Source organism: Micromonospora sp. NBRC 101691, from assembly GCF_030269285.1.
In the GTDB taxonomy this organism is placed as follows: domain Bacteria; phylum Actinomycetota; class Actinomycetes; order Mycobacteriales; family Micromonosporaceae; genus Micromonospora; species Micromonospora echinospora.
Genome location: NZ_BSTB01000017.1, coordinates 145,745 through 166,392, shown reverse-complemented (window position 1 = coordinate 166,392; position 20,648 = coordinate 145,745). Strand labels below are relative to the sequence as shown.

At 72.7% G+C, this 20,648-nt stretch carries 18 protein-coding genes; 11 read left to right on the top strand and 7 right to left on the bottom strand.

Going from position 1 to position 20,648, the window contains the following annotated elements; all coding sequences use genetic code 11:
• Positions 1-38: 38 nt before the first annotated feature.
• From QSK20_RS23880 to QSK20_RS23855, 6 genes are all read right to left on the bottom strand, one after another.
• Positions 39-1,391: a pectate lyase family protein gene (locus tag QSK20_RS23880; protein WP_285790840.1), complete on the bottom strand. Its 1,353-nt coding sequence runs from the start codon at positions 1,389-1,391 to the stop codon at positions 39-41.
• A 253-nt stretch (positions 1,392-1,644) separates the two neighbouring features.
• Entirely contained in the window at positions 1,645-2,853 is a 1,209-nt protein-coding gene (locus tag QSK20_RS23875) for a Gfo/Idh/MocA family protein (protein ID WP_285790839.1), read from the bottom strand.
• Positions 2,850-4,334 carry a mannitol dehydrogenase family protein gene (locus tag QSK20_RS23870; RefSeq protein ID WP_502888999.1) on the bottom strand — a complete coding sequence of 495 codons (1,485 nt, stop codon included), beginning with the start codon at positions 4,332-4,334 and terminating at the stop codon, positions 2,850-2,852. Before QSK20_RS23870 ends, QSK20_RS23875 begins: the two co-directional genes overlap by 4 nt.
• Positions 4,331-5,635, bottom strand: a complete 1,305-nt coding sequence (locus QSK20_RS23865; RefSeq protein WP_285790837.1) for an enolase C-terminal domain-like protein — start codon at positions 5,633-5,635, stop codon at positions 4,331-4,333. The genes QSK20_RS23870 and QSK20_RS23865 overlap by 4 nt, the downstream gene beginning before the upstream one ends.
• Entirely contained in the window at positions 5,632-7,056 is a 1,425-nt protein-coding gene (gene uxaC / locus QSK20_RS23860; RefSeq protein WP_285790836.1) for a glucuronate isomerase, read from the bottom strand. Before uxaC ends, QSK20_RS23865 begins: the two co-directional genes overlap by 4 nt.
• A gap of 32 nt (positions 7,057-7,088) precedes the next feature.
• Complete coding sequence (locus QSK20_RS23855) at positions 7,089-8,417, bottom strand: Gfo/Idh/MocA family protein (protein WP_285790857.1); 1,329 nt, start codon at positions 8,415-8,417, stop codon at positions 7,089-7,091.
• Between the two features lie 240 nt (positions 8,418-8,657).
• Here QSK20_RS23855 and QSK20_RS23850 point away from each other — a divergent pair, with 240 nt between their 5' ends.
• Genes QSK20_RS23850 through QSK20_RS23815 form a run of 8 tightly spaced genes read left to right on the top strand, consistent with a single transcriptional unit; the run spans position 8,658 to position 16,162 of the window.
• Entirely contained in the window at positions 8,658-9,776 is a 1,119-nt protein-coding gene (locus QSK20_RS23850; RefSeq protein ID WP_285790835.1) for a LacI family DNA-binding transcriptional regulator, read from the top strand.
• A gap of 19 nt (positions 9,777-9,795) precedes the next feature.
• Positions 9,796-11,136 (top strand): ABC transporter substrate-binding protein, encoded by a 1,341-nt coding sequence (locus QSK20_RS23845; RefSeq protein ID WP_285790834.1) that lies wholly within the window; start codon positions 9,796-9,798, stop codon positions 11,134-11,136.
• 28 nt (positions 11,137-11,164) lie between these two features.
• Positions 11,165-12,148 carry a carbohydrate ABC transporter permease gene (locus QSK20_RS23840; RefSeq protein WP_285790833.1) on the top strand — a complete coding sequence of 328 codons (984 nt, stop codon included), beginning with the start codon at positions 11,165-11,167 and terminating at the stop codon, positions 12,146-12,148.
• Positions 12,145-13,023, top strand: a complete 879-nt coding sequence (locus tag QSK20_RS23835; RefSeq protein ID WP_088984600.1) for a carbohydrate ABC transporter permease — start codon at positions 12,145-12,147, stop codon at positions 13,021-13,023. The genes QSK20_RS23840 and QSK20_RS23835 overlap by 4 nt, the downstream gene beginning before the upstream one ends.
• Before the next feature lie 4 nt (positions 13,024-13,027).
• Entirely contained in the window at positions 13,028-13,639 is a 612-nt protein-coding gene (locus QSK20_RS23830) for a hypothetical protein (protein ID WP_285790832.1), read from the top strand.
• Complete coding sequence (locus QSK20_RS23825; protein WP_285790831.1) at positions 13,636-14,565, top strand: DUF6807 domain-containing protein; 930 nt, start codon at positions 13,636-13,638, stop codon at positions 14,563-14,565. Before QSK20_RS23830 ends, QSK20_RS23825 begins: the two co-directional genes overlap by 4 nt.
• Entirely contained in the window at positions 14,562-15,557 is a 996-nt protein-coding gene (locus QSK20_RS23820) for a sugar kinase (RefSeq protein WP_285790830.1), read from the top strand. Before QSK20_RS23825 ends, QSK20_RS23820 begins: the two co-directional genes overlap by 4 nt.
• Positions 15,558-15,559: 2 nt before the next feature.
• Positions 15,560-16,162, top strand: coding sequence for a bifunctional 4-hydroxy-2-oxoglutarate aldolase/2-dehydro-3-deoxy-phosphogluconate aldolase (locus QSK20_RS23815; protein ID WP_285790829.1), 603 nt, complete (start codon positions 15,560-15,562; stop codon positions 16,160-16,162).
• 105 nt (positions 16,163-16,267) lie between these two features.
• Here the strand turns inward: QSK20_RS23815 and QSK20_RS23810 are convergent, their stop codons facing one another.
• Positions 16,268-17,284, bottom strand: coding sequence for a LacI family DNA-binding transcriptional regulator (locus tag QSK20_RS23810; RefSeq protein WP_285790828.1), 1,017 nt, complete (start codon positions 17,282-17,284; stop codon positions 16,268-16,270).
• A 194-nt stretch (positions 17,285-17,478) separates the two neighbouring features.
• On the opposite strand from QSK20_RS23810, the gene QSK20_RS23805 reads away from it, so the two are divergent.
• The 3 genes from QSK20_RS23805 to QSK20_RS23795 are packed head-to-tail and all read left to right on the top strand — an operon-like array spanning position 17,479 to position 20,617.
• A complete protein-coding gene (locus tag QSK20_RS23805) occupies positions 17,479-18,630 on the top strand; it encodes a Gfo/Idh/MocA family protein (RefSeq protein ID WP_285790827.1) in 1,152 nt (383 codons plus the stop codon).
• Entirely contained in the window at positions 18,627-19,778 is a 1,152-nt protein-coding gene (locus tag QSK20_RS23800) for a dihydrodipicolinate synthase family protein (RefSeq protein WP_088984595.1), read from the top strand. Before QSK20_RS23805 ends, QSK20_RS23800 begins: the two co-directional genes overlap by 4 nt.
• Positions 19,775-20,617 carry a sugar phosphate isomerase/epimerase family protein gene (locus tag QSK20_RS23795; RefSeq protein ID WP_502888998.1) on the top strand — a complete coding sequence of 281 codons (843 nt, stop codon included), beginning with the start codon at positions 19,775-19,777 and terminating at the stop codon, positions 20,615-20,617. The genes QSK20_RS23800 and QSK20_RS23795 overlap by 4 nt, the downstream gene beginning before the upstream one ends.
• Positions 20,618-20,648: the final 31 nt, after the last annotated feature.

The window sequence follows — 20,648 nt, the reverse complement described above, 5'->3', positions numbered from 1 at the left end:
GCGGTGCGTGGGGACGGGACACGCACCGCCCGTGGCTTCTACAGCGGCAGCCGGTCCGCCCCGGCCAGCACCCCGACCACGAGCGGGACCGCCGTTGCCGGCAGCGGACGATGCGTGCGCAGCGTCGGCGTCCAGCCCGCGTCGGCGCCGAGATCGGGGTCGTGGGTGGCGTTGTACGCCGCCACCAGGTCGACCGGGCGGGGCAGCGACCGGTGGGCGTGCACCCAGTTCCCGCGCGCGGTGATCGCGGTGCCGCCCCAGTCGTAGAGCAGGTCCTCGACGGCGATTCCGGCGCCGAGGGTGAAGTGGTTGTTCTCGGCGTACACCGCGGACTGCACGCCGACGCCGATCGCGTAGTCGAAGCCCGCGCCGAGGCGGTACCAGTTGTTGTAGATGTCGACCTGGCCGAAGCGGACCCGGGGCAGCCGCTGGACCACCTGGTCGAAGAGGTTGTGGTGCAGGGTCACCTTGAGCCGGCCGACGTCCGGGCCGACCGTGTTCGACGAGCCGATCAGCATCAGCTTGTCCCGGCCGGTGAACCGGTTGTACGAGGCGGTCACCAGGCTGGCGGTGTGGGTGACGTCCAGCGACCCGTCGTGCACCTGGTACGGCCGGCCGAAGTACACCGGCTGGGCGCTGTCCGGGTTGTCGCCGTCGGTGAACGTGTTGTGGTCGATCCAGACGTTCTCGCTGCGGCGTACCGAGATCTGGTCGTACTGGGAGTTCCAGTTGCCGGCCGAACCGTCCGTCGGCGACCAGGCCGGGAAGCAGTCCCGGGCGTCGTCGAAGGTCAGGTTCCGGACGATGACGTTGCTGGCCGTGTCGATCATCAGGGTCAGCCCGGTCAGCCGGGCCCCGCGCATCCCGACGATGGTGGTGTTCGGGCCGACGTTGATCTGCGTGTACCGGGTCTGGTTGGTCACCGAGCGCACCCGGGCCGCCTCCAACGGTCCGCTCGGCGCGACCATGCCCCACACCGCCGGGTCGTACGCGGCCAGGTACGCCGGGAGCGAGTACTCCGGGTCGGCCAGGTCGGTGCAGTCGAGCAGGCTGCCGTCGGGGCCCTCGAAGCCGTCGACGACCCCGTCGACCACGATCACCTTGGGGGTGGCGTTGGCGCGGTTGGTGGCGTTGTCCCCGCCGAGGGCGCGGATCAGGTCGGCGCGGCTGCGGACCAGGTGGACCTGGTCGGCGGTGGCGGCCGAACCTCCGGTGGTGCCGGGTCCGGCGGCGGCCCAGCCGTCACCGGCCGGCAGGGGCTGGCGCGCGAACCGTTCCACGTGCCGGGGGATGGTTCCGTCGTCGCTCCCCGGCGCGGCGGTGACCGCCGCACCGGGGACGAGGAGCAGGGAAAGGGCGACCAGGGCCGCCCCGGTTATGCGAAGACGCATGGGACTCTCCGAAGTGGTCTGTCGTGCGGCGGACTCCGCGTCCGAAGCGGAATACCGATGATTCGACAGTAAGGAAAATCACTAAAGAGAGTCAATGAACACAATATGCAGCTATTTTGCAGTTAATTGTGGCAGGTGGTATTCGCCCGACCGTCGGTCGTCGGGAACGTGGTGGTCACGTCCGTTTTCCGGGGAACGCTGTCACCCCTCGTTTGCAATGGTTTGCCGGTGGTCCCGCTTCGGACCGCCCGCGTCAGCCGCCCTCCCTCTCCGCCAGCGTGGTCCGCACCGGCGGCACCGCCCACGGCACCGCCAGCTCCGACAGGAGCGCACCCGTCTCGGCCGCCCTGCGGAGCACCCCGTTCACCCCACGGATGGTGACCACCCGGTCCGGGCCCTCCCCGGTCGTGGTGACCAGGTCGCCGTCGAGCAACGTCGGCTCGGGCGCGTGCCGGATCACCTCCAGCACGGCGGTGAACGGCGCGGTCCGGGCCAGCGGCGCGATCAGCGGCGTGCCGGTCGCCCGGTGGTCGAGCAGGTTCTCCAGCAACCCGACCCGACCGGGCACGCTGCGCGGTTCGGCGTCACCGGGCAGCAGCAGCCGGTCCGTCGGGTACTCCAGCACCGCCCGGCCGGCGGTGCCCTCCACCAGAACCTCGCCCCGGACGAAGTCCTCCCCGGCCAGGGTCACCGCCGCCACGACGGGCGGCGCGCCCCGGAACGTCACCCGCATCGCGGCGGTGTCGTCCACCTCGATCGGGCGAACCCGGTACCGCTCCAGTTCCACCACGGTCGGCGTGACCGGTCGCCCGGCGATCGCCTCGGCGACCGCCAGACACTGCATCCACGCGTGCGCGATCGGGTTGGCCAGCACCCCGTCCAGCACCGGGTGCCCGTCGAGCGTCCGCCGGCCGGCCCACGGCGCGCGGGCGTAGTAGCCGTCCGGACGCTGCCAGGCCGCCACCGTCGAGATGCCGAGGACGGTGCCCAGCCGCCCCTCGGCCACCGCCGTGACCAGCTCGCCGAGCGCGGCCGACCCGAGCGCCTGGAACCCGACCTGGCAGGCCCGACCGGTCTCGGCGAGCACCGCGCTCAACGCGTCGTGCTCGGCCAGGGAGAGCACCGGTGGCTTCTCCAGCAGGACGTCCGCCCCGGCGGTCAGCACGTCCCGGGCGATCGGCAGGTGGGTGTGCGGGGGCGTGCAGACCACCACCGCGTCCGGCCGGGTCGCCCGCAGCATCTCCCGGTGGTCGGTGAACACGCCCGTGCCGTCGGGCACCGGCGCGTCCGGGTCCGGCTCCACCGGGCGGACGTCGACCAGGGCGACCAGCCGCAGTCGTCCCGCCGCGTGCAGCGGCGCGATCACCCGCCGGTGCCACCGGCCGTGCCCGTTGGCGCCGATCACCGCGACCCGGGGGACCGGGCCGCCCGCCGTGGACACCGGGCGGTCCGCAGCGGTCATGCCGCGCCCGCCAGCGTCGCCGCGACGCCGTGCCGGTCGAGGTCGGTCAGCCAACCGGTCACCGCCGTCCGGACCTCCTCGTCGCCGCCCATCTCGGCCGGGAACACCTCGGTCAGCCCGAACAGCGCCTCGGTCACGCCGGCGGGGGTGTCCGGGTGCGCGGCGAGGGCGGCCCGGATCCGGTCGGCCAGCGGGTCGTCCAGCGGCAGCGGCGTACCGTCGTCGGCCCGACCCTGGACGAAGCGCATCCAGGCGGCCACCACGAGCGTGGCCCACCGCGCGTCCCGGCCGCCGGCACGCAGGTCGCCGATGGTGTGCAGGACGCGCTGCGGCAGCTTCTGCGAGCCGTCCATCGCCACCTGGATGGTGCGGTGCCGGATCGCCGGGTTGGCGAACCGGGCGAGCGCCTGGTCACCGTAGTCGACCACACGAACCCCGTCCGGCGGGGTGAAGCTCGCCGCGACGTCCTCCGCGACCAGCCGGCGCAGCACCGCCTCCAGGTGCGGCAGGGCCAGCGCGTCGGCGATGGTCTCCCGGCCGGCCAGCGCGCCGAGGTACGCGGCGGCGGAGTGCACCCCGTTGAGCGCGCGCAGCTTCAGCCGCTCCCACGATCCGGCGTCGTCGGTGAGCACCGCCCCGGCCGCGGCCCAGTCCGGCCGGCCGCCCGGGAAGACGTCCTCGATCACCCACTGCATGTACGGCTCGGCCGCGACCGCCGCGAGGTCGGCCACGCCCAACGCCCGGCGTGCCTCGGCGAGGGTCTGCTCGGTGCTGGCCGGCACGATCCGGTCCACCATCGTGCCCGGGAAGGTGACGCAGGCCGCGACCCAGGCGAGCACCCGCTCCGACACCCGGGCGTACGCCAGCGACTGCTCGACCAGCCCGCGCAGCCGGTGCCCGTTGGCCGGCAGGTTGTCGCAGCTCACCAGCGCGACCGGCCCGGCGTCGGCGGCGGCGCGGGCGAGCAGGCCGCGCACCAGCAGCCCCGGCACGGTGCACGGCGGCCGGTCGGTGGTCAGGTCGGCGACCACCTCCGGGTCCGGGCGGAGCCGTCCGCTGACCGGGTCGAGCTGGTACGCCTTCTCCGTCACGGTGAGCGTGACCACCCGGATGGCCGGGTCGGCGAGCAGGGCGACCACGGCCGCCGGGTCGCTGGCCGCGTGCCGCAGCCCGGCGAGCGCGCCGACCACCTGGGTGTGGTTGCCCTCGGCGGAGCTGGTGGTCACACTGAACAGCCCGTCCTGCGCGGCGAGCGTGGTGACCAGCCCGGTGCTGCGCGGCGCGACGCCGACGATGCCCCAGTCGCCGCCGGAGCGCGCGATCGCCGCCTCGGTGTAGACCGCCTGGTGGGCCCGGTGGAACGCGCCGAGCCCCAGGTGGACGATGCCGGCCCCGACCGTTCCGGGGCGCACCAGTGGCCGGCTCGCCTCGGGCAGCCGGCGCAGCGTGCCCAGTCCGAGCCGGGACGTGTCCGGGGTCATCGCCACACCGGGCCGTCCGGGAAACGGAACTCGGCAATCGACGCAGGCTTCATGGTGGCGCTGTAACCGGGTTCGGTGGGCAGCAGGTAGCGCCCCTCGCGGGTGCGGACCGGGTCGACGAAGTGCTCGTGCAGGTGGTCGACGTACTCGACCATCCGGCCGTCCAGGCTGGTGCCGACCCGCAGGTAGTCGAAGATCGCCAGGTGCTGGACGTACTCGCAGAGGCCGACGCCGCCGGAGTGCGGGCAGATCGGCACGCCGAACTTCGCGGCCATCAGGATCTCGGCGAGCACCTCGTTGACCCCGCCCACCCGGCACGAGTCGATCTGCATCACGCCGATCGCCTCGGCCTGGAGCAACTGCTTGAAGATGACCCGGTTGGCGGCCACCTCGCCGGTGGCGACCCGGCACCGGCCGCCGGTCAGCTCGGTCATCGCGCGCGCGATCCGGGCGTGGCCGAGGATGTCGTCGGCGTGCGTCGGCTCCTCGATCCAGTACGGGTCGACCTCGGCCAGGGCGGTCATGTTGGTGATCGCCTCGTCGACGTCCCAGACCTGGTTGGCGTCCATCATCAGCAGCGCGTCCGGCCCGATCTCCTCCCGGATGATCCGCGCGCGGCGCAGGTCGTCGGCGGGCGGGCCGCCGACCTTCATCTTCATCGCCCGCCAGCCGGCCGCGTACGCCTCGCGGGTCAGCGCCCGCACCTTGTCGTCCGGGTAGCCCAGCCAGCCCACCGAGGTGGTGTACGACGGGAAGCCGTCCCGCTCCAGCAGGGCGATCCGGTCGGCCATCCCGTCGCGCCCCTTGTCCAGGATGGTGGCCGCCTCGTCCGGGGTGAGCGCGTCGGTGATGTGGTGGAAGTCGACGCTGGCCACCAGCTCCTCGGTGGACATCTCGGCCAGGAACTGCCACATCGGCTTGCCGGCGAGCTTGGCCCGCAGGTCCCAGACCGCGTTGACCACCGCGCCGGTGGCCATGTGGATCACGCCCTTCTCCGGGCCGAGCCAGCGCAGCTGCACGTCGGCGCTGAGCGACCGCCAGAACGTGACCTGGTCGGCGGCGATCTCCTCGACCGTCTTCCCCTCGACGTGGTGGGCCAGCGCCCGCACCGCCGCGCAGGTGATCTCGTTGCCCCGGCCGTTGGTGAAGGTGAACCCGGCCCCGGTGACGCCCGCGTCGGTGCGCAGCTCCACGTAGGTGGCCGAGTAGTCGCCCTTGTTGATCGCGTCCGAGCCGTCGCCGGTGCGCGCGGTGGGGAACCGCACGTCGTGCACGTCGACGCCGGTGATGGTGACGGTCATTGCTGTACCCCGATCTTGAAGACCTTCTTCGGCAGCCGGTACGCCAGGTCGACGATGGTCTCGGCCGCCTCGTCCTCGGCCAGCCGGTGCTCGGCGACCAGTCGGGCCAGGAAGGCCGCGTCGACCCGACGGGCCACGTCGTGGCGTACCGGGATGGAACAGAACGCGCGGGTGTCGTCGACGAACCCGGCGGTGTTGTAGAAGCCGGCCGACTCGGTCACCGACTCACGGAAGCGGCGCAGCACCTCGGGGGAGTCCAGGAACCACCAGGGCGCGCCGAGGTAGAGGGCGGCGTACCCGCCGGCGAGCGGGGCCAGTTCCCGGCTGAAGGTGTACTCGTCCAGGGTGTAGACCACCACGGTGAGCCGGGGGTCGTTGCCGTACGCGTCCAGCAGCGGGGTGAGCGCGTGCAGGTACTCGGTGGCCTGCGGGATGTCACCGCCGACGTCCCGGCCGTGGGTGGCGTACAGCCACTTGTTGTGGTTGCGCACCGAACCCGGGTGCAGCTGCATCACCAGGCCGTCGTCCAGCGACATCCGGGCGAACTCCACAAGCATGTGGGCCCGGAACGCCTCCGCGTCGGCCGCGTCGGCCTGTCCGCGTCGGCCCCGGTCGTACAGCGCCGCCGCCTCCGACCCGTCGAGGTTCAAGGTCAGGGCGGTGGGGTGGCCGTGGTCGGAGCAGGTGGCCCCGGCGGCGACGAAGGCCGCCCGCCGTTGCCGCAGGGCGCGCAGGAACCCGGCGTACGTGCCGGTGTCCTCCCCGGAGACCTCGGCGAGCTGGTCGACGTTGGCCGACCAGTTGTCGAACTCCATGTCCACCACGTTGTCCGGGCGGAACGTGGTGATCACCCGGCCGCCCGGCCCGCCCCAGCCGTCGGCGGCGAGCTTGGCGTGCCGGCCCAGGTCGTCCAGGGGCGACTCGGTGGTGGCGAGCACCTCGATGCCGAACCGTTCGAACAGGGCCCGGGGGCGGAACTCCGGCCAGGTCAGCTTGGCGGCGACCGCGTCATAGACCTCGTCGGCGGTGGCCGGGGAGAGGGCGGTGTGCACGTCGAAGACGTCGCGGAGGGTCTGCTCCAGCCAGAGCCGCGACGGGGTGCCCCGGAACAGGTGCCAGTGGTCGACGAAGCGTCGCCAGATCCGCCGGCCGTCGCTCTCCACCGGGCTGCCGTCCACCGTCGGGACGCCCAGCTCGGCCGGGCGGACCCCCTGGCTGAGCAGCATCCGGGTGAGGTAGTGGTCGGGGACGATCAGCAGCCGCGCCGGATCGGGGAAGGGCTGGTCGTCGGCGAGCAACGCCGGGTCGACGTGCCCGTGCGGCGAGATGATCGGCTGGCGGGCCGCCAGGGCGTACAGCTCCCGGGCCAGGGCGCGTTGTCCCGGTTCGGCGGGGAAGAGCAGGTCGGGATTCGTCGGCACGGGTGTCGCTCCTCGGGCGATCGGCGGGCGGATCAGGGCAGGGTCAGCAGGTCGGCGACCCGGACCGGCTGCCCGGTGTCGAAGGATCGGTTGGCGGCCAGGCCGGTGAGCAGCGCCAACGCGCCGTCCTGGGCGGTCGCCGCGCGACCCATCGGGTCGGCTTCGCCGCCGAAGAGCACCCGGGTCATCCGGGCGTCCGCGCCGCCGTGCCCCGCCCGGGTGTACCCCTCGACCGGTACCGTCTCCGGCGGGGACCAGAACGGGCGCAGGGTGATGGTCGCCGAGCCGGCCTCGGCCGCCGCCTCGTTGCCGTGCAGGGCGGCGCCCTTGAGCGCGCCGGCGGCCTGCGGGCTGACGAAGTCGCTCTCCACGACCTCCAGCTCCAGCCGGCCCCGGCTGCCGTTGACCATCACCCGGTAGCCCTCCCAGGGGGCGTACGCGGTGAGGTGGTAGGTCATGGTCGCGCCGCTGGAGTAGCGGGTCAGCACCGCCATGTCGTCCTCGATCGTCACCCCGGGGGCGAACACGTTGCGGTCGCGGTGGTAGCCGTCCTCGCCCTCGGCGTCGAGGTACAACTCCCGCAGCCGGGGGTGCGCGGCCATGTGCAGGGCGAACGGGTCGTCGGACGCGGCGGGGGAGCCGTGCACCCGGTCGTAGTCGCGGGCGTAGCCGTGGCGGCGGCCGTGCTCGCCGTAGAAGAAGAGCTGGCCGGCGGCGTAGACCTCGACCGGGGTGGCGTCCAGCCACCAGTTGACCAGGTCGAAGTGGTGGCTGGCCTTGTGCACCATGAGCCCGCCCGAGTTGGCCCGGTCGCGGTGCCAGCGGCGGAAGTAGTCGGCCCCGTGCCGGACGTCGAGCAGCCACTCGAAGTGCACCGAACCGATCTCGCCGACCGCTCCGTCCGCGAGCAGCTGCCGCACCTTCTCGTGCAAAGGGTTGTAGCGATAGTTGAACGCCACCCGCACCTGCCGGCCGGTCCGCGCCACCGCGTCGAGAATCCGCTGGCAGCGGGGCGCGTCGACGGTCATCGGCTTCTCGGTCACCACGTCGCAGCCGGCGTGCAGCGCGGCCACGATGTACTCGTCGTGGGTGACGTCGACGCTGGTCACCAGCACCACGTCGACCCGCTCCTTGGCGAGCATCGCGGTGAACTCGTCGGCGCGGTAGGTCGGTACGGCGGAGTGGCCCAGCTCGGCCAGCCAGCGGTTGTGCGCGTCCATCCTGGCCTGGTTGACGTCGGCGAAGGCGACCAGTTCGGCGGTTTCGGCGTGGTCGAGCACCAGGGCCCGGACGAACATCTCGGCCCGGGCTCCGGCGCCGACCAGGGCGTGCCGGACCCGCGGTCCGGTTCCGGATGACATCACGATCGCCTCCCGGCGGCTGCAAAGGTTTGCAGCGAAGTAACCATGCCGGTTACACCTGCGTCAACGGTCGATGTCAAAGCGGTGGTGTACATCCCGATTTGACCCGTTAGCTCCGGGGGATGGGAGCGCGGCCGAAACCGAACCGACATCGAAGAACCCGTTGACAGCAACACAACCGTTTGCATTAATTGGCGGCACCCACGTGACCGCAGCCACACCCGCAACCAAGGGGTCGCCGTGCCAGCCACCATCCGAGACGTCGCGCGGGCCTCCGGCGTGCACATCTCCACGGTTTCCCGCACGTTCTCGGCCCCGCACCTGGTCAACCCGGAGACCCGGGTCCGGGTCCTCGCCTGCGCCGAGGAGCTCGGCTACCGACCGAACCGCGCCGCCCGGGCCCTGATCACCGGGCGCACCCACAACATCGGCCTGATCATCGCCGACATCGCCAACCCGTTCTTCCCGCCCCTGATCAAGGCGGCGGAGAGCCAGGCCCGCCACCGCGACTACCACGTCTTCGTGGCCGACACCAACGAGGACGTGGTCGCCGAGGAGGAACTGGTCCACGCGCTGGCCAAGCAGGTGGACGGGGTCCTGCTCTGCAGCCCCCGGATGAGCAACAGCCTGATCGAGCAGCTCAGCCGGGAGGTGCCGTTGGTGGTGATAAACCGCCAGGTCGCCGGCCTGCCCTGCGTGATGATGGACGTGGGTCAGGGCGCGCGGGCCGCGATCGAGCACCTGCTCGACCTCGGCCACCGCAAACTGGCCCTGCTCAGTGGCCCCCGGGGCTCCTGGACCAGCCGGGAGATCCGACGGTCCGCCGTCGCGGCGGCCCGCAGCGGGGGCGCGGAGCTGACCGTGCTCGGCCCCAACCCGCCCACCGAGACCGGCGGCGCCGGACTGGCCGACCAGGTCCGCCGCAGTGGGGTCTCGGCGGTGCTCGCCTACAACGACCTGATGGCGATCGGGCTCATCGAGGGCCTCGACGCGTACGGGATCCGGGTGCCGCAGGACGTCAGCGTCGTCGGGATCGACGACATCGCGCTGAGCCGGCTCACCCGACCCAAGTTGACGACGGTGGCCACGCCTACCTCGGCCGCCGGCCGGACGGCCGTGGACATGCTCCTGCAACACGACACCGGCGTTCGCGCGCGCGGTGTCCGCAGCGGCACGTCCGACGACCGTCGCACCACCGCACAGGTAATGCTCCAGACCGAACTGGTCATCCGCGACTCGACCGCACCCGCAACCCCGGACGGTCGAAGCCGTTCCGGTGCCGTCGCCGACCCGGACCCGCACTGTCCTGCGGGCCCGGGTCACCCGGTGGCGGCCACCGGTGGCGTCGTCGCCTCCTAACGCCAAGGAGTGAGCGCACATGCACCCCGCAACCACCCCCACCGCCGGCCCGCCCTCCGGGCCTTCCCACCGTACTCCCCGCCGTCGGCTGCTTCGCGGCCTGCTCGCGGCGGTCGTCGCCGTGCCGCTGGTGCTCGGTGCCGCGGCCTGCGGCGACGACGAGGCGGCCAGCTCCGACCCGAACGCCCCGGTCAAGCTCTCCATCTTCTGGTGGGGTGGCGAGGCCCGGGCGAAGCTGACCGAGGAGGCGCTGGCCCTCTACACCAAGAAGCACCCGAACGTCACGTTCGAGAAGACCTGGCAGGCCAACCAGGGCTACTTCGACAAGCTCGCCACGCTCACCGCGGGTGGCAACCCGCCGGACATCTTCCAGATCGACGACAACTACCTGTCGGAGTACGCCTCCCGGAACACCACCCTCGACCTGACCAAGTACAAGGACGACGGGGACCTCGACGTGTCGAAGTTCCCGGAGAGCCTGTGGCAGTACGGCGTGGTCGACGGCAAGCTGGCCGGGATGGCCTCCGGGGAGAACACCCAGGGCCTGGTCTACAACAAGACCCTGCTCCAGAAGAACGGCCTGCCCGAGCCGACCACCGGCATGAGCTGGGAGGAGCACATCGCCTGGGCCGAGCAGGTCGCGAAGAAGACCAAGCTCGGCACCCAGGACCCGAGCGCCGACTACAAGGCGTTCTGGGTGTGGCTGCGCCAGCAGGGCAAGGACCTCTACAACGGCTCCGACCTCGGCTTCACCGTCGAGGACGTGACCAAGTGGTTCGAGCTGTGGAAGGGCGCCCGGGACCGCAAGGCGACCCCCACCCCGGACGTCATCCACGAGGGCAACGCCACCGACATCACCAAGCAGCTCGTGGTGACCGGCAAGGCGGCGACCTCCTGGGTCTGGGTCAACCAGATGCCGGAGCTGAAGAAGAACACCAAGGACGAGCTCGGCGTGATCGCCTACCCGGGTGACCCGAGCGCCCAGTGGGCCCGCGCCTCGATGTACTGGTCGGTGTTCCGGGGCAGCAAGCACAAGGACGTCGCGGTCGACGTGCTCAACTTCCTCGCCAACGACCCGGAGGCGGTCAAGATCCTCGGCACCGACCGGGGGCTCCCCTCCAACCTCGACCTGCGCAAGCAGGTCAGCGACGCGGTCTCCGACCCGGCCATGAAGCAGTCCATCCAGGTCGAGTCGGACCTCGCGCAGAAGTTCGGCGCGGCGCCGCAGGTGCCGATCAAGGGACACAGCAAGGTCCGCTCCGAGCTGACCAAGGCCGCCGAGAACGCCCAGTACGGGCGGGCCACCCCGGCCGAGGCGGCGAAGCAGTTCGTCGACGCCTGCAAGTCCGCCATCGCCTGACCCGCCAACGCTCGGAAGGAGTCGGCCCGTGGCCCTGACCACCGCGCCCGACCCGACCCGCCGCGGCACCGGATCCGTCCGGCCCCACGCCAACCGGCGCGGGGCCGGCGGATACCGGAACAGCGAAGGTCTGGCGGGTTACGTCTTCCTGTCGCCCTGGCTCATCGGCCTGATGGCCGTCACGGCGATCCCCATGCTCCTGTCGCTCTACCTGAGCTTCACCAACTACGACATCCTGACCCCCTGGTCAGAGGTCGAGTGGGTGGGGTTCGCCAACTACGAGCGCATGTTCACCAACGACCCGTCCTACTGGCACGCGGTCCAGGTGACCCTGAAGTTCGCCCTGATCGCGGTCCCGCTCAAGCTGGCCGCCGCGCTCGGGGTGGCCCTGCTGCTCAACCACGCCTGGCGCGGGGTCGGGCTGTTCCGGGGCCTGTTCTACCTGCCGTCGCTGCTCGGTGGCAGCGTCGCGCTCGCCATCGTCTGGGTGAACATGTTCAACCGCGACGGTGCGTTCAACTCGCTGCTCGGCCTCTTCGGCATCGAGGGCAAGCCCTGGGTCAACGACCCCGACTGGGCGCTGGAGACCCTGATGGTCCTGGCGATCTGGCAGTTCGGCGCGCCCATGGTGATCTTCCTGGCCGGCCTCAAGCAGGTCCCGACCGAGCTGTACGAGGCGGCCTCGGTCGACGGGGCCAACAAGTGGCGGCAGTTCCGCAACGTCACCCTGCCCATGCTCTCCCCGGTGATCTTCTTCAACCTGGTGCTGGAGACCATCAACGGCTTCCAGGGCTTCACCGCCGCGTTCGTGCTCAGCAACGGCACCGGCGGCCCGGTCGACTCGACCCTGATGTACACGCTCAACCTGTACATCGCCGGCTTCACCGACCTGAGCATGGGCTACGCCTCGGCGATGGCCTGGGTCTTCCTCATCGCCATCGCGATCATCACCGTGGTCTTCTTCAGCACCGGTCGGTTCTGGGTGCACTATTCGGACGGGGAGGACCGGTGACGGCGATCGCAACCCCGGCGGCCGTCCGGCGGCGCGGTGGCGCCGGCCGGCAGACGGTACGCCTGCTCGTGCTGGTCGCGATCCTGGGCGTGGTGCTCTACCCGCTGTTCTGGATGCTCGGCACGTCGGTGAAGTCCCAGCAGGAGATCGTCAACAACATCGGCCTGCTGCCGGAGGTCTTCACCCCGGGCAACTACCGGGACGGGTGGACCAACTTCGACGTCAGCTTCGGCCGGTTCTTCCTGAACAGCGCCATGGTCAGCCTGCTGTCGGTGGTCGGCAACGCGGTCTCCTGCCTGCTGGCCGCGTACGCCTTCGCGCGGCTGCGGTTCAAGCTGCGCGGCGTCTGGTTCGCCGTGATGATCGGGACGCTGCTGCTCCCCGGTCACGTGCTGATCGTGCCGCAGTACATCCTCTTCCGGAGCATGGGCATGGTCGGCGGCGACTGGCCGTACCTGCCCCTGCTGGTGCCGCAGTTCCTGGCCACCGAGGCGTTCTTCGTCTTCCTCATGGTGCAGTTCATGCGCGGCATCCCCCGCGAACTGGACGAGGCCGCCAAGATCGACGGAGCCAGTTCCTTCGGCATCTTCCGGCACGTGATCCTGCCGCTGAGCCGACCGGCGCTGGTCACCACGGCGATCTTCTCGTTCATCTGGACCTGGAACGACTTCTTCCGGCAGTTGGTGTTCCTCTCCGAACTCCAGGACTACACCGTCCCGGTGGCGCTGACCCTGTTCATCGACTCCACCAGCCAGAGCGCGGTCGGACCGATGTTCGCCATGTCGGTGCTCTCCCTGCTGCCGGTGTTCCTGTTCTTCGTCGCCTTCCAGCGGATGCTGGTCGAGGGCATCAACACCAGTGGTCTGAAGGGGTGAGGTGATGAGCGTCGACGCGCCCGCCCGGCGGGACTGGCGGGACACCGCCCGCGACGCCAGTGACCTGGCGGTGCTCGGCTTCGCGCTGGTCCTGGCCGCGCTGCCGGTGCTGACCGCCGGGGCGGCCGTCGCATGCGCCAGCGCGGCGGTGCACGACTGGCTGACCACGGGAACGTGGCCGTCGGCGCGCGACAACCTGCGCCGGTACGGCCGGGCGCTCCTGCCCGGCGTACCGGTGACCCTGCTGGCCCTGGCCGTCGCCGCGCTGGTGGTGCTGGACCTCAGCGCCCTGGCCCGGGGCGCGGTGCCCGGGGGCCCGCCGATGGTGCTGGTCACCGCCGTGGTGGTGGCCGCGGCCCTCGGTTACGCCGCGGTGACCGTGGTCGAGGTCGGCCGGACCGGCGGTCGGGGCTGGCGGGCGGCGGCCCGGACCGCCGCCCGGTCCTGCCTCGACCGGCCGGCGCTCTGGGCCGGCACCGGGGCGGTGGCGGCGGTCGTCGTGCTGCTCACCGCCCTGGTCCATCCGGTCGCGGTGCCGGTGCTCGCCGGGTACGCCGTGGCCGCCCTGCACGCCGTGAGCCGTCGTCTCCCGGCGACCCGATGGGAGCACCCGTGACCGGAACGACCAGAACGCCGCCCGGCGACCATCTGTCCGACCCGCGCCGGCCGACCCGGCCGGACGTCGACCCGGGGAGCCCGGACGACCCCTGCCTCCGGGTGGGGGAGCGGGAGGTGGCCCGGTACGTCCTCGACCCGGCCCTGGACGTCACCCACGGCCCCCGTCCCTACCTGCACCCGGTGCGGACCCTGGCCGGCACGGCGGTCACCGACGCGCTCCCCGCCGACCACGTCTGGCACCTCGGGGCCTCGCTGACCGTGCAGGACGTCAACGGCACCAACCTGTGGGGCGGGCGCACCTACGTCCGGGGCACCGGCTACACCTGGCGGGAGGACCATGGGCGGATCCGCCACGTCGACTGGGCGCGGCGCGACCCCGACCGGCTGGAGCACCGCCTGCACTGGTGCGACCGCGACGGCGGGGTGCTGCTCACCGAACGACGCCGGCTCGCCGCGCGGGCCCTCGACGACGACGGCTGGGTGCTGGACCTCGACTACACGCTCACCGCCCCCGACGACACCGACGTCACCCTGGGCAGCCCGGCCACCAACGGTCGCCCCGGCGGGGCCGGCTACGGCGGGTTCTTCTGGCGGGCCGTCGCCGCCACCCCGCCCCGGGTCTTCACCGCGCTCGCCGAGGGGGAGGAACGGGTCAACGGCAGCGCCGAACCCTGGGTCGCGTTGGCCGGCAGCACCGCGGAGGGCGCGACGTACACGCTGCTCTTCGCCGGTCTCGCCGACGGCGACCGGTGGTTCGTCCGCAGCAGCATGTACCCGGGGGTGTGCGCGGCGTTCGCCTTCGAGACGCCCCGGGTGATCCCGGCCGGCGCGTCCCGGTCGAGCCGGCACCGGATCGCGGTGCTCGACGGGCACCTCGACCGGGACGCCGCGACCGCGCTGGCCGCCCGGCTGGACCGCCCGTGACCGGCGGCCCTCCGGCTCCGGAGGTGGTCACCGTCGGGGAGACCATGGTGGTGTTCAGCCCCGACGGGCCGGTCCCGCTGGAACAGGCCGAGCGGGTGGCGGTGCACGTCGGCGGCGCGGAGTCCAACGTCGCCATGTACCTCGCCGCGCTCGGTCACCGGGTGGCCTGGGCCAGCCGGGTCGGGGACGACCCGTTCGGCCGGATGGTGCTGCGGCACGTCGCCGCCGCCGGGGTCGACGTCACCGGGGTCACCGTCGACCCGGACGCGCCGACCGGCGTCTACGCCAAGGACCCGACCCCGGACGGGACCCGCGTCCACTACTACCGGGCCGGCTCGGCGGCGTCCCGGCTCGATCCGACGCTGCTCGACCGTCCCGGCGTCGCCGACGCCCGGCTGCTGCACCTCAGCGGCATCACGCCGGTGCTCTCCGCGTCGTGCCGGGCACTGGTCGAGGCGGCGCTGGTGGCACGGGCGCGGCCCGGCGTCACGGTGAGCTTCGACGTCAACTACCGGCCCCGCCTGTGGCCGGTCGAACGGGCCGCGCCGGTCCTGCGGGACCTCGCCGACCGCGCCGACGTGGTCTTCGTGGGTCTGGACGAGGCGTGGACGCTGTGGCGTACCCCCGATGCGGCGGCGGTGCGCCGGCTCCTGCCCGGACCGTCCGTGGTGGTGGTCAAGGACGGGGCGGTGGGCGCGACCGCGCTGGCCCGCGAGGGCCGGACGAGTTTCGTGCCGGCGCTGCGCGTCCCGGTGGTCGAGCCGGTCGGCGCGGGCGACGCGTTCGCCGCCGGCTACCTCTCCGCGTGGCTGCGTGACCTCGATCCGGTGACCACCCTGCGCTGGGGCCACCTGGTCGCCGCGCACGCCCTGCGGGTGCCCGGCGACCAGGCCCCGCTGACCGCGCGGGCGCACCTCGACGACCTGGCCGGCGTGCCGGCCGACCGCTGGCCGGCGGTACGCCTGCCCGAACCCCGCCCCGAGAGGACATGACCATGTCTCCGCACGACTTCGCCCCGGTCTTCGGCCGTGCCCGGGTGATGGTGATCCTGCGCGACCTGCCGGCGGAGGAGACCGTCCGGCTCGCCGGCCGGGCCTGGGACCTGGGTATCGACGTGGTGGAGGTGCCGGTGCGCACCCCGGACGCGCTGCCCGCCCTGCGGGCCGCGGTGAAGGCCGGCCAGGAGCGGGACCGCCGGGTGGGGGCGGGCACCGTCTACACCGTCGAGCAGGTACGCGAGGCCGCGGACGCCGGGGCGGCGTTCACCGTGGCGCCCGGGTTCGACCCTGCGGTGGTGGACGCCGCCACCGGGTGTGGCCTGCCGCACCTACCGGGGGTGGCCACCCCCACCGAGGCGCAGCGGGCCCGGGACCACGGGCTGCGGTGGCTCAAGGCGTTCCCCGCCGCCAGCCTCGGTCCGCAGTGGTTCCGTGCGCTCGCCGGGCCCCTGCCCGAACTGTCCTTCGTGGCCACGGGCGGGATCGACGCCGGCAACGCCGGTGACTTCCTCGCCGCCGGGGTGCGGGTGGTGGCGGTCGGCTCCGCGTTGGCCGATCCGGCGCAGATCGACCGGCTCGCCGACCTGGCCCGTGGCTGAGTCGCCCGGGGCCGGGGGGAGTGTCCGGACGCGGCGGCCGTGAACTGCTGCCCGACCGCGCCGGCCGGCCGCCGGCCGGCGACCCCGCCGGTGCCGGGAGGTCGGTCAGGCGGGTGCTGTCGCGGTGCTGTCGCGCAGCACCACCCCGGCGTCGAGCACCTCGATCCGGTCGCCGACCTTGCCCGGCTCCAGCGCCAGGGTCATCGCCCGCGCGCCCATCTCGACCAGCGGGAGCCGGACGGTGGTCAGGGTCGGCGTGACGTCACGGGCGATCGGCATGTCGTCGAAGCCGGTGACCGAGACCTGGTCGGGCACGGCCACGCCGCGGAGCCGCAGCAGCGACAGCGCGCCGACCGCCATGGAGTCGTTGAGCGCCACGATCGCCGTCACGCCGGGTACCGCGTCGAGGAGACTCGCCGTCGCCTCGGCTCCGCTGTCCCGGTCGAACTCGGCGTAGCGGACCTGCTCCTCGGGCAGGGACAGATCCTGTTCGGCGAGGGCGCGGCGCAACCCGACCAGCCGGTCGGTGGTCGTGGTGAGCAGCCGGGGACCGGCCACCACCCCGATCCGCCGGTGACCGAGTGCGAGCAGTTCCCGGGCCAGCAGGTAGGCGCCGTTCTCGTTCGCCGGCATCACCGCGTCGCCGGCGTGCTCGTGCCGTCCGATCACCGCCACCCGGCCGCCGGTCGCCTCGTACGCGGCGAGCTGCTCGTTGAGGCGTGTGGTGAAGCTCGGGTCGTGGTAGCCGGAGCCGGCCAGGATCATCGCCGCGACCTGCTGACCGCGTAACAGGTCGACGTACTCCAGTTCCCGTTCCGGGTCGCGGTAGCTGTTGCAGATGATGAGCAGCTTGCCGCAGGCGGTCGCGACCCGTTGCAGTCCCCGGGTGATCTCGGCGAAGTACGGGTCGGAGACGTCGTGCACGATGACGCCGACCACGCTGCGCTGGGGACGGGCCAGGAGCTGGGCGTGCGCGTTCGGGACGTAGCGAAGGTCGGCGACCGCCCGCAGCACCCGGTCGCGCAGCTCCTCGGTGACGGTCTTGCTGCTGCCGTTGATAACCCGCGACGCGGTCGCGGGGGAGACCCCGGCCCGCCGGGCGACGTCGGCCAGCGTCGCCATGGCCACCCCCGAGTTGCTCTGCTGATGTGGTCGCGCCGTGGGGCGCGGCCCCAGGCTACCGCAGCGCCCGGGACGGTCCCAGCCGCGTGAGCTCCGGCACGCCGGGGCAACGGGCGGGGGAAAGGCCTTGCCCGGCGGGTCGGCGGCCCCATACCCTGCTTAGGAAAGCGCTTGCCTGAGGTGGAAGGAAGATCATGACCCGCAGGCCGATCGGCATCATCCTCAACGGCGTCACCGGCCGGATGGGGTACCGCCAGCACCTCGTCCGCTCCCTGCTCGCCATCCGTGAGCAGGGCGGCGTCCCGCTGGACGACGGCACCACCATCTGGCCGGAGCCGGTGCTCGTGGGCCGGAGCGAGACCCGGCTCCGCGAGATCGCGGAGCGCCACGGTCTGGCCGACTGGACCACCGACCTGAGCGCCGCGCTGGCCCGCGACGACGTCAAGATCTACTTCGACGCGCAGGTGACCCAGCAGAGGGAGAAGGCGATCCGGCAGGCCATCGAGGCCGGTAAGCACATCTACACCGAGAAGCCCCTCGCCGAGACCAGCTCCGGCGCGCTGGAGCTGGCCCGCGCCGCGAGTGCCGCCGGGCTGCGCACCGGGGTGGTCCAGGACAAGCTCTTCCTGCCCGGCCTGCGCAAACTCAAGCGGCTCATCGACGGTGGCTTCTTCGGCCGGATCCTGTCCGTCCGCGGCGAGTTCGGCTACTGGGTCTTCGAGGGCGACTGGCAGCCCGCCCAGCGTCCCTCCTGGAACTACCGCGCCGAGGACGGCGGCGGCATCGTCGTCGACATGTTCCCGCACTGGCAGTACGTGCTGGAGGAGCTGTTCGGCGAGGTCAAGGCGGTCACCACGGTCATCGCCACGCACATCCCGCGCCGGGTCGACGAGTCCGGCAACTCCTACCCGGCCACCGCCGACGACGCCGCGTACGGCATCTTCGAACTGGCCGGCGGGATCGTCGCCCAGCTCAACTCCTCCTGGTGCGTCCGGGTCAACCGCGACGAACTCGTCGAGTTCCAGGTCGACGGCACCGAGGGCAGCGCGGTCGCCGGGCTGCGGGGTTGCCGGATCCAGCACCGGGCGGTCACCCCGAAGCCGGTCTGGAACCCGGACCTGCCGGTGACCGAGAACTTCCGGTCCCAGTGGACCGAGGTGCCGGACAACGAGGAGTTCGACAACGGCTTCAAGGTGCAGTGGGAGGCCTTCCTGCGGCACGTCGTCGCCGGCGAGCCCTTCCGCTGGGACTTCCTCGCCGGGGCGCGCGGGGTGCAGATGGCCGAGCTGGGCCTGGTCTCGGCCCGCGAGGGCCGCCGGGTCGAGGTGCCGGAGCTGGACCGATGACCGTCGAGGTGCGGCTGCCGGGTGGCGAGACGTACCGGCTCGGCGGTGGGGCCGGGTTCGCCCGCCCCGCCGGCCCACCGACCTCCCGGATCGCGTACGCCGCCGCACACGTGGTCGCCGATCCCACCGCCGAGAACGTCCCCGGGGCCCCGGCCGCCCTGGACTGGGAGACCACCCTGGCCTTCCGGCACCACCTCTGGGCCCACGGCTTCGGGGTCGCCGAGGCGATGGACACCGCCCAGCGGGGCATGGGACTCGACCACGCGGCCACCCGCGAGCTGATCCGCCGCAGCGCCGCCGAGGCCCGATCCGTCGGCGGGCGGATCGTCGCCGGGGTCAACACCGACCACCTTCCCCCGGGCAGCTACCCGGTGGCCGAGCTGACCGCCGCGTACCGCGCCCAGCTGGAGGAGGTGCTGACCGCGGGGGCCCGCCCGGTGCTGATGTGCAGCCGGCACCTCGCGGCGGCGGCGACCAGCGCCGACGACTACCTGACCGTCTACTCCGAACTGCTGGCTGCCAGCGACGAGCCGGTGGTGCTGCACTGGCTCGGCGACATGTTCGACCCGGCGCTGCACGGCTACTGGGGCGCCACCGACCTGGACCTGGCCGCCGACACGGTGGTCCAGCTCGTCAAGGACCACGCCGACAAGGTCGACGGCATCAAGGTCTCCCTGCTCGACGCGGGCCGCGAGATCGCCCTGCGTCGCCGGCTGCCCGCCGGGGTGCGCCTCTACACCGGCGACGACTTCCACTACCCGGAACTGATCCGGGGCGACGAGCAGGGGTACTCCGACGCCCTGCTGGGGATCTTCGCCGCCATCGCCCCGGCCGCCGGGGCGGCGCTGGCCGCCCTGGACGCCGGGGACCTCGACACGTACGAGCGGATCATGGCGCCCACCGTGCCGCTGGCCCGACACCTGTTCGGCGCCCCCACCTGGCACTACAAGACCGGGATCGTCTTCCTGGCCTGGCTGACCGGCCACCAGGAGCACTTCACCATGGTCGCCGGTCAGCAGGCCGGCCGGTCCCCGGCGCACCTGGCCCGGCTGCTCGTCCTAGCCGACCGCGCCGGCCTGCTGCCCGACGCCGAACGGGCCGCCGCGCGGGCCCGAGCCTTCTTCACCGTCGCCGGGGTTGCCCAGTGACCGCCCCCCAGGTCGCGCCGGACGTCGCCCACGCGCCAGGGCTGGCCCGGTTCTCCTTCAACCAGGCCACCGCCAAGCACTGGCCCCTCGAAGAGGTGGTCGCCGGCTGCGTCGACGCGGGCGTACCCGGCATCGGGCTGTGGCGCGAACCGGTCGGCGAGTACGGCGCGCAACGGGCCGCGCGTCTGGTCCGGGACGCCGGACTCACCGTCACCTCGCTGTGCCGCGGCGGGTTCTTCACCGCCGACGACTGGCGGACGGAGAACCTGCGGGCCATCGAGGAGGCGGCCACCCTGGACTGCCCGGTGCTGGTGCTGGTCTCGGGCGGGCTGCCCCCGGGCAGCCGCGACCTCGACGGGGCCCGGCAGCGGGTCGCCGACGGGATCGCCGAACTGGCCCCGCACGCCGCCGCGGCCGGGGTGACCCTGGCCATCGAACCGCTGCACCCGATGTTCTGCGCGGACCGGTGCGTGATCGCCACCCTCGGCCAGGCCCTCGACATCGCCGAACGGTTCGAGCCCGGCACGGTCGGGGTGGTGGTGGACGCGTACCACGTCTGGTGGGACGACACGGTCCACCACCAGATCGCGCGGGCCGGGGACCGGATCGCGGCGTTCCAGGTGTGCGACTGGATCACCCCGTTGCCGGAGGGGGTGCTGCTCGGGCGGGCCCTGCCCGGCGAGGGCTGCATCGACCTGCGGCGGCTGCGGAGGGCGGTGGACGCCGCCGGCTACACCGGCCCGATCGAGGTGGAGGTCTTCCACGCCGACGTGTGGGCCCGCCCCGGCCGGGAGGTGCTGGACGCCTCCGTCCGGGGCTACCGGGAACACGTGCTCTGACGCCGACCGCCGCCGCCCGGTCCCCTCCACC

What these genes read in the sequence shown, in the direction of transcription:
- QSK20_RS23870 (WP_502888999.1), bottom strand. Translation starts at nt 4,334, where the DNA reads ATGACCCCGGACACGTCCCGGCTCGGACTGGGCACGCTGCGCCGGCTG.
- QSK20_RS23875 (WP_285790839.1), bottom strand. Translation starts at nt 2,853, where the DNA reads ATGACCGCTGCGGACCGCCCGGTGTCCACGGCGGGCGGCCCGGTCCCC.
- QSK20_RS23865 (WP_285790837.1), bottom strand. Translation starts at nt 5,635, where the DNA reads ATGACCGTCACCATCACCGGCGTCGACGTGCACGACGTGCGGTTCCCC.
- QSK20_RS23845 (WP_285790834.1), top strand. Translation starts at nt 9,796, where the DNA reads ATGCACCCCGCAACCACCCCCACCGCCGGCCCGCCCTCCGGGCCTTCC.
- QSK20_RS23880 (WP_285790840.1), bottom strand. Translation starts at nt 1,391, where the DNA reads ATGCGTCTTCGCATAACCGGGGCGGCCCTGGTCGCCCTTTCCCTGCTC.
- QSK20_RS23810 (WP_285790828.1), bottom strand. Translation starts at nt 17,284, where the DNA reads ATGGCGACGCTGGCCGACGTCGCCCGGCGGGCCGGGGTCTCCCCCGCG.
- QSK20_RS23805 (WP_285790827.1), top strand. Translation starts at nt 17,479, where the DNA reads ATGACCCGCAGGCCGATCGGCATCATCCTCAACGGCGTCACCGGCCGG.
- QSK20_RS23855 (WP_285790857.1), bottom strand. Translation starts at nt 8,417, where the DNA reads ATGTCATCCGGAACCGGACCGCGGGTCCGGCACGCCCTGGTCGGCGCC.
- QSK20_RS23800 (WP_088984595.1), top strand. Translation starts at nt 18,627, where the DNA reads ATGACCGTCGAGGTGCGGCTGCCGGGTGGCGAGACGTACCGGCTCGGC.
- QSK20_RS23830 (WP_285790832.1), top strand. Translation starts at nt 13,028, where the DNA reads ATGAGCGTCGACGCGCCCGCCCGGCGGGACTGGCGGGACACCGCCCGC.
- QSK20_RS23815 (WP_285790829.1), top strand. Translation starts at nt 15,560, where the DNA reads ATGTCTCCGCACGACTTCGCCCCGGTCTTCGGCCGTGCCCGGGTGATG.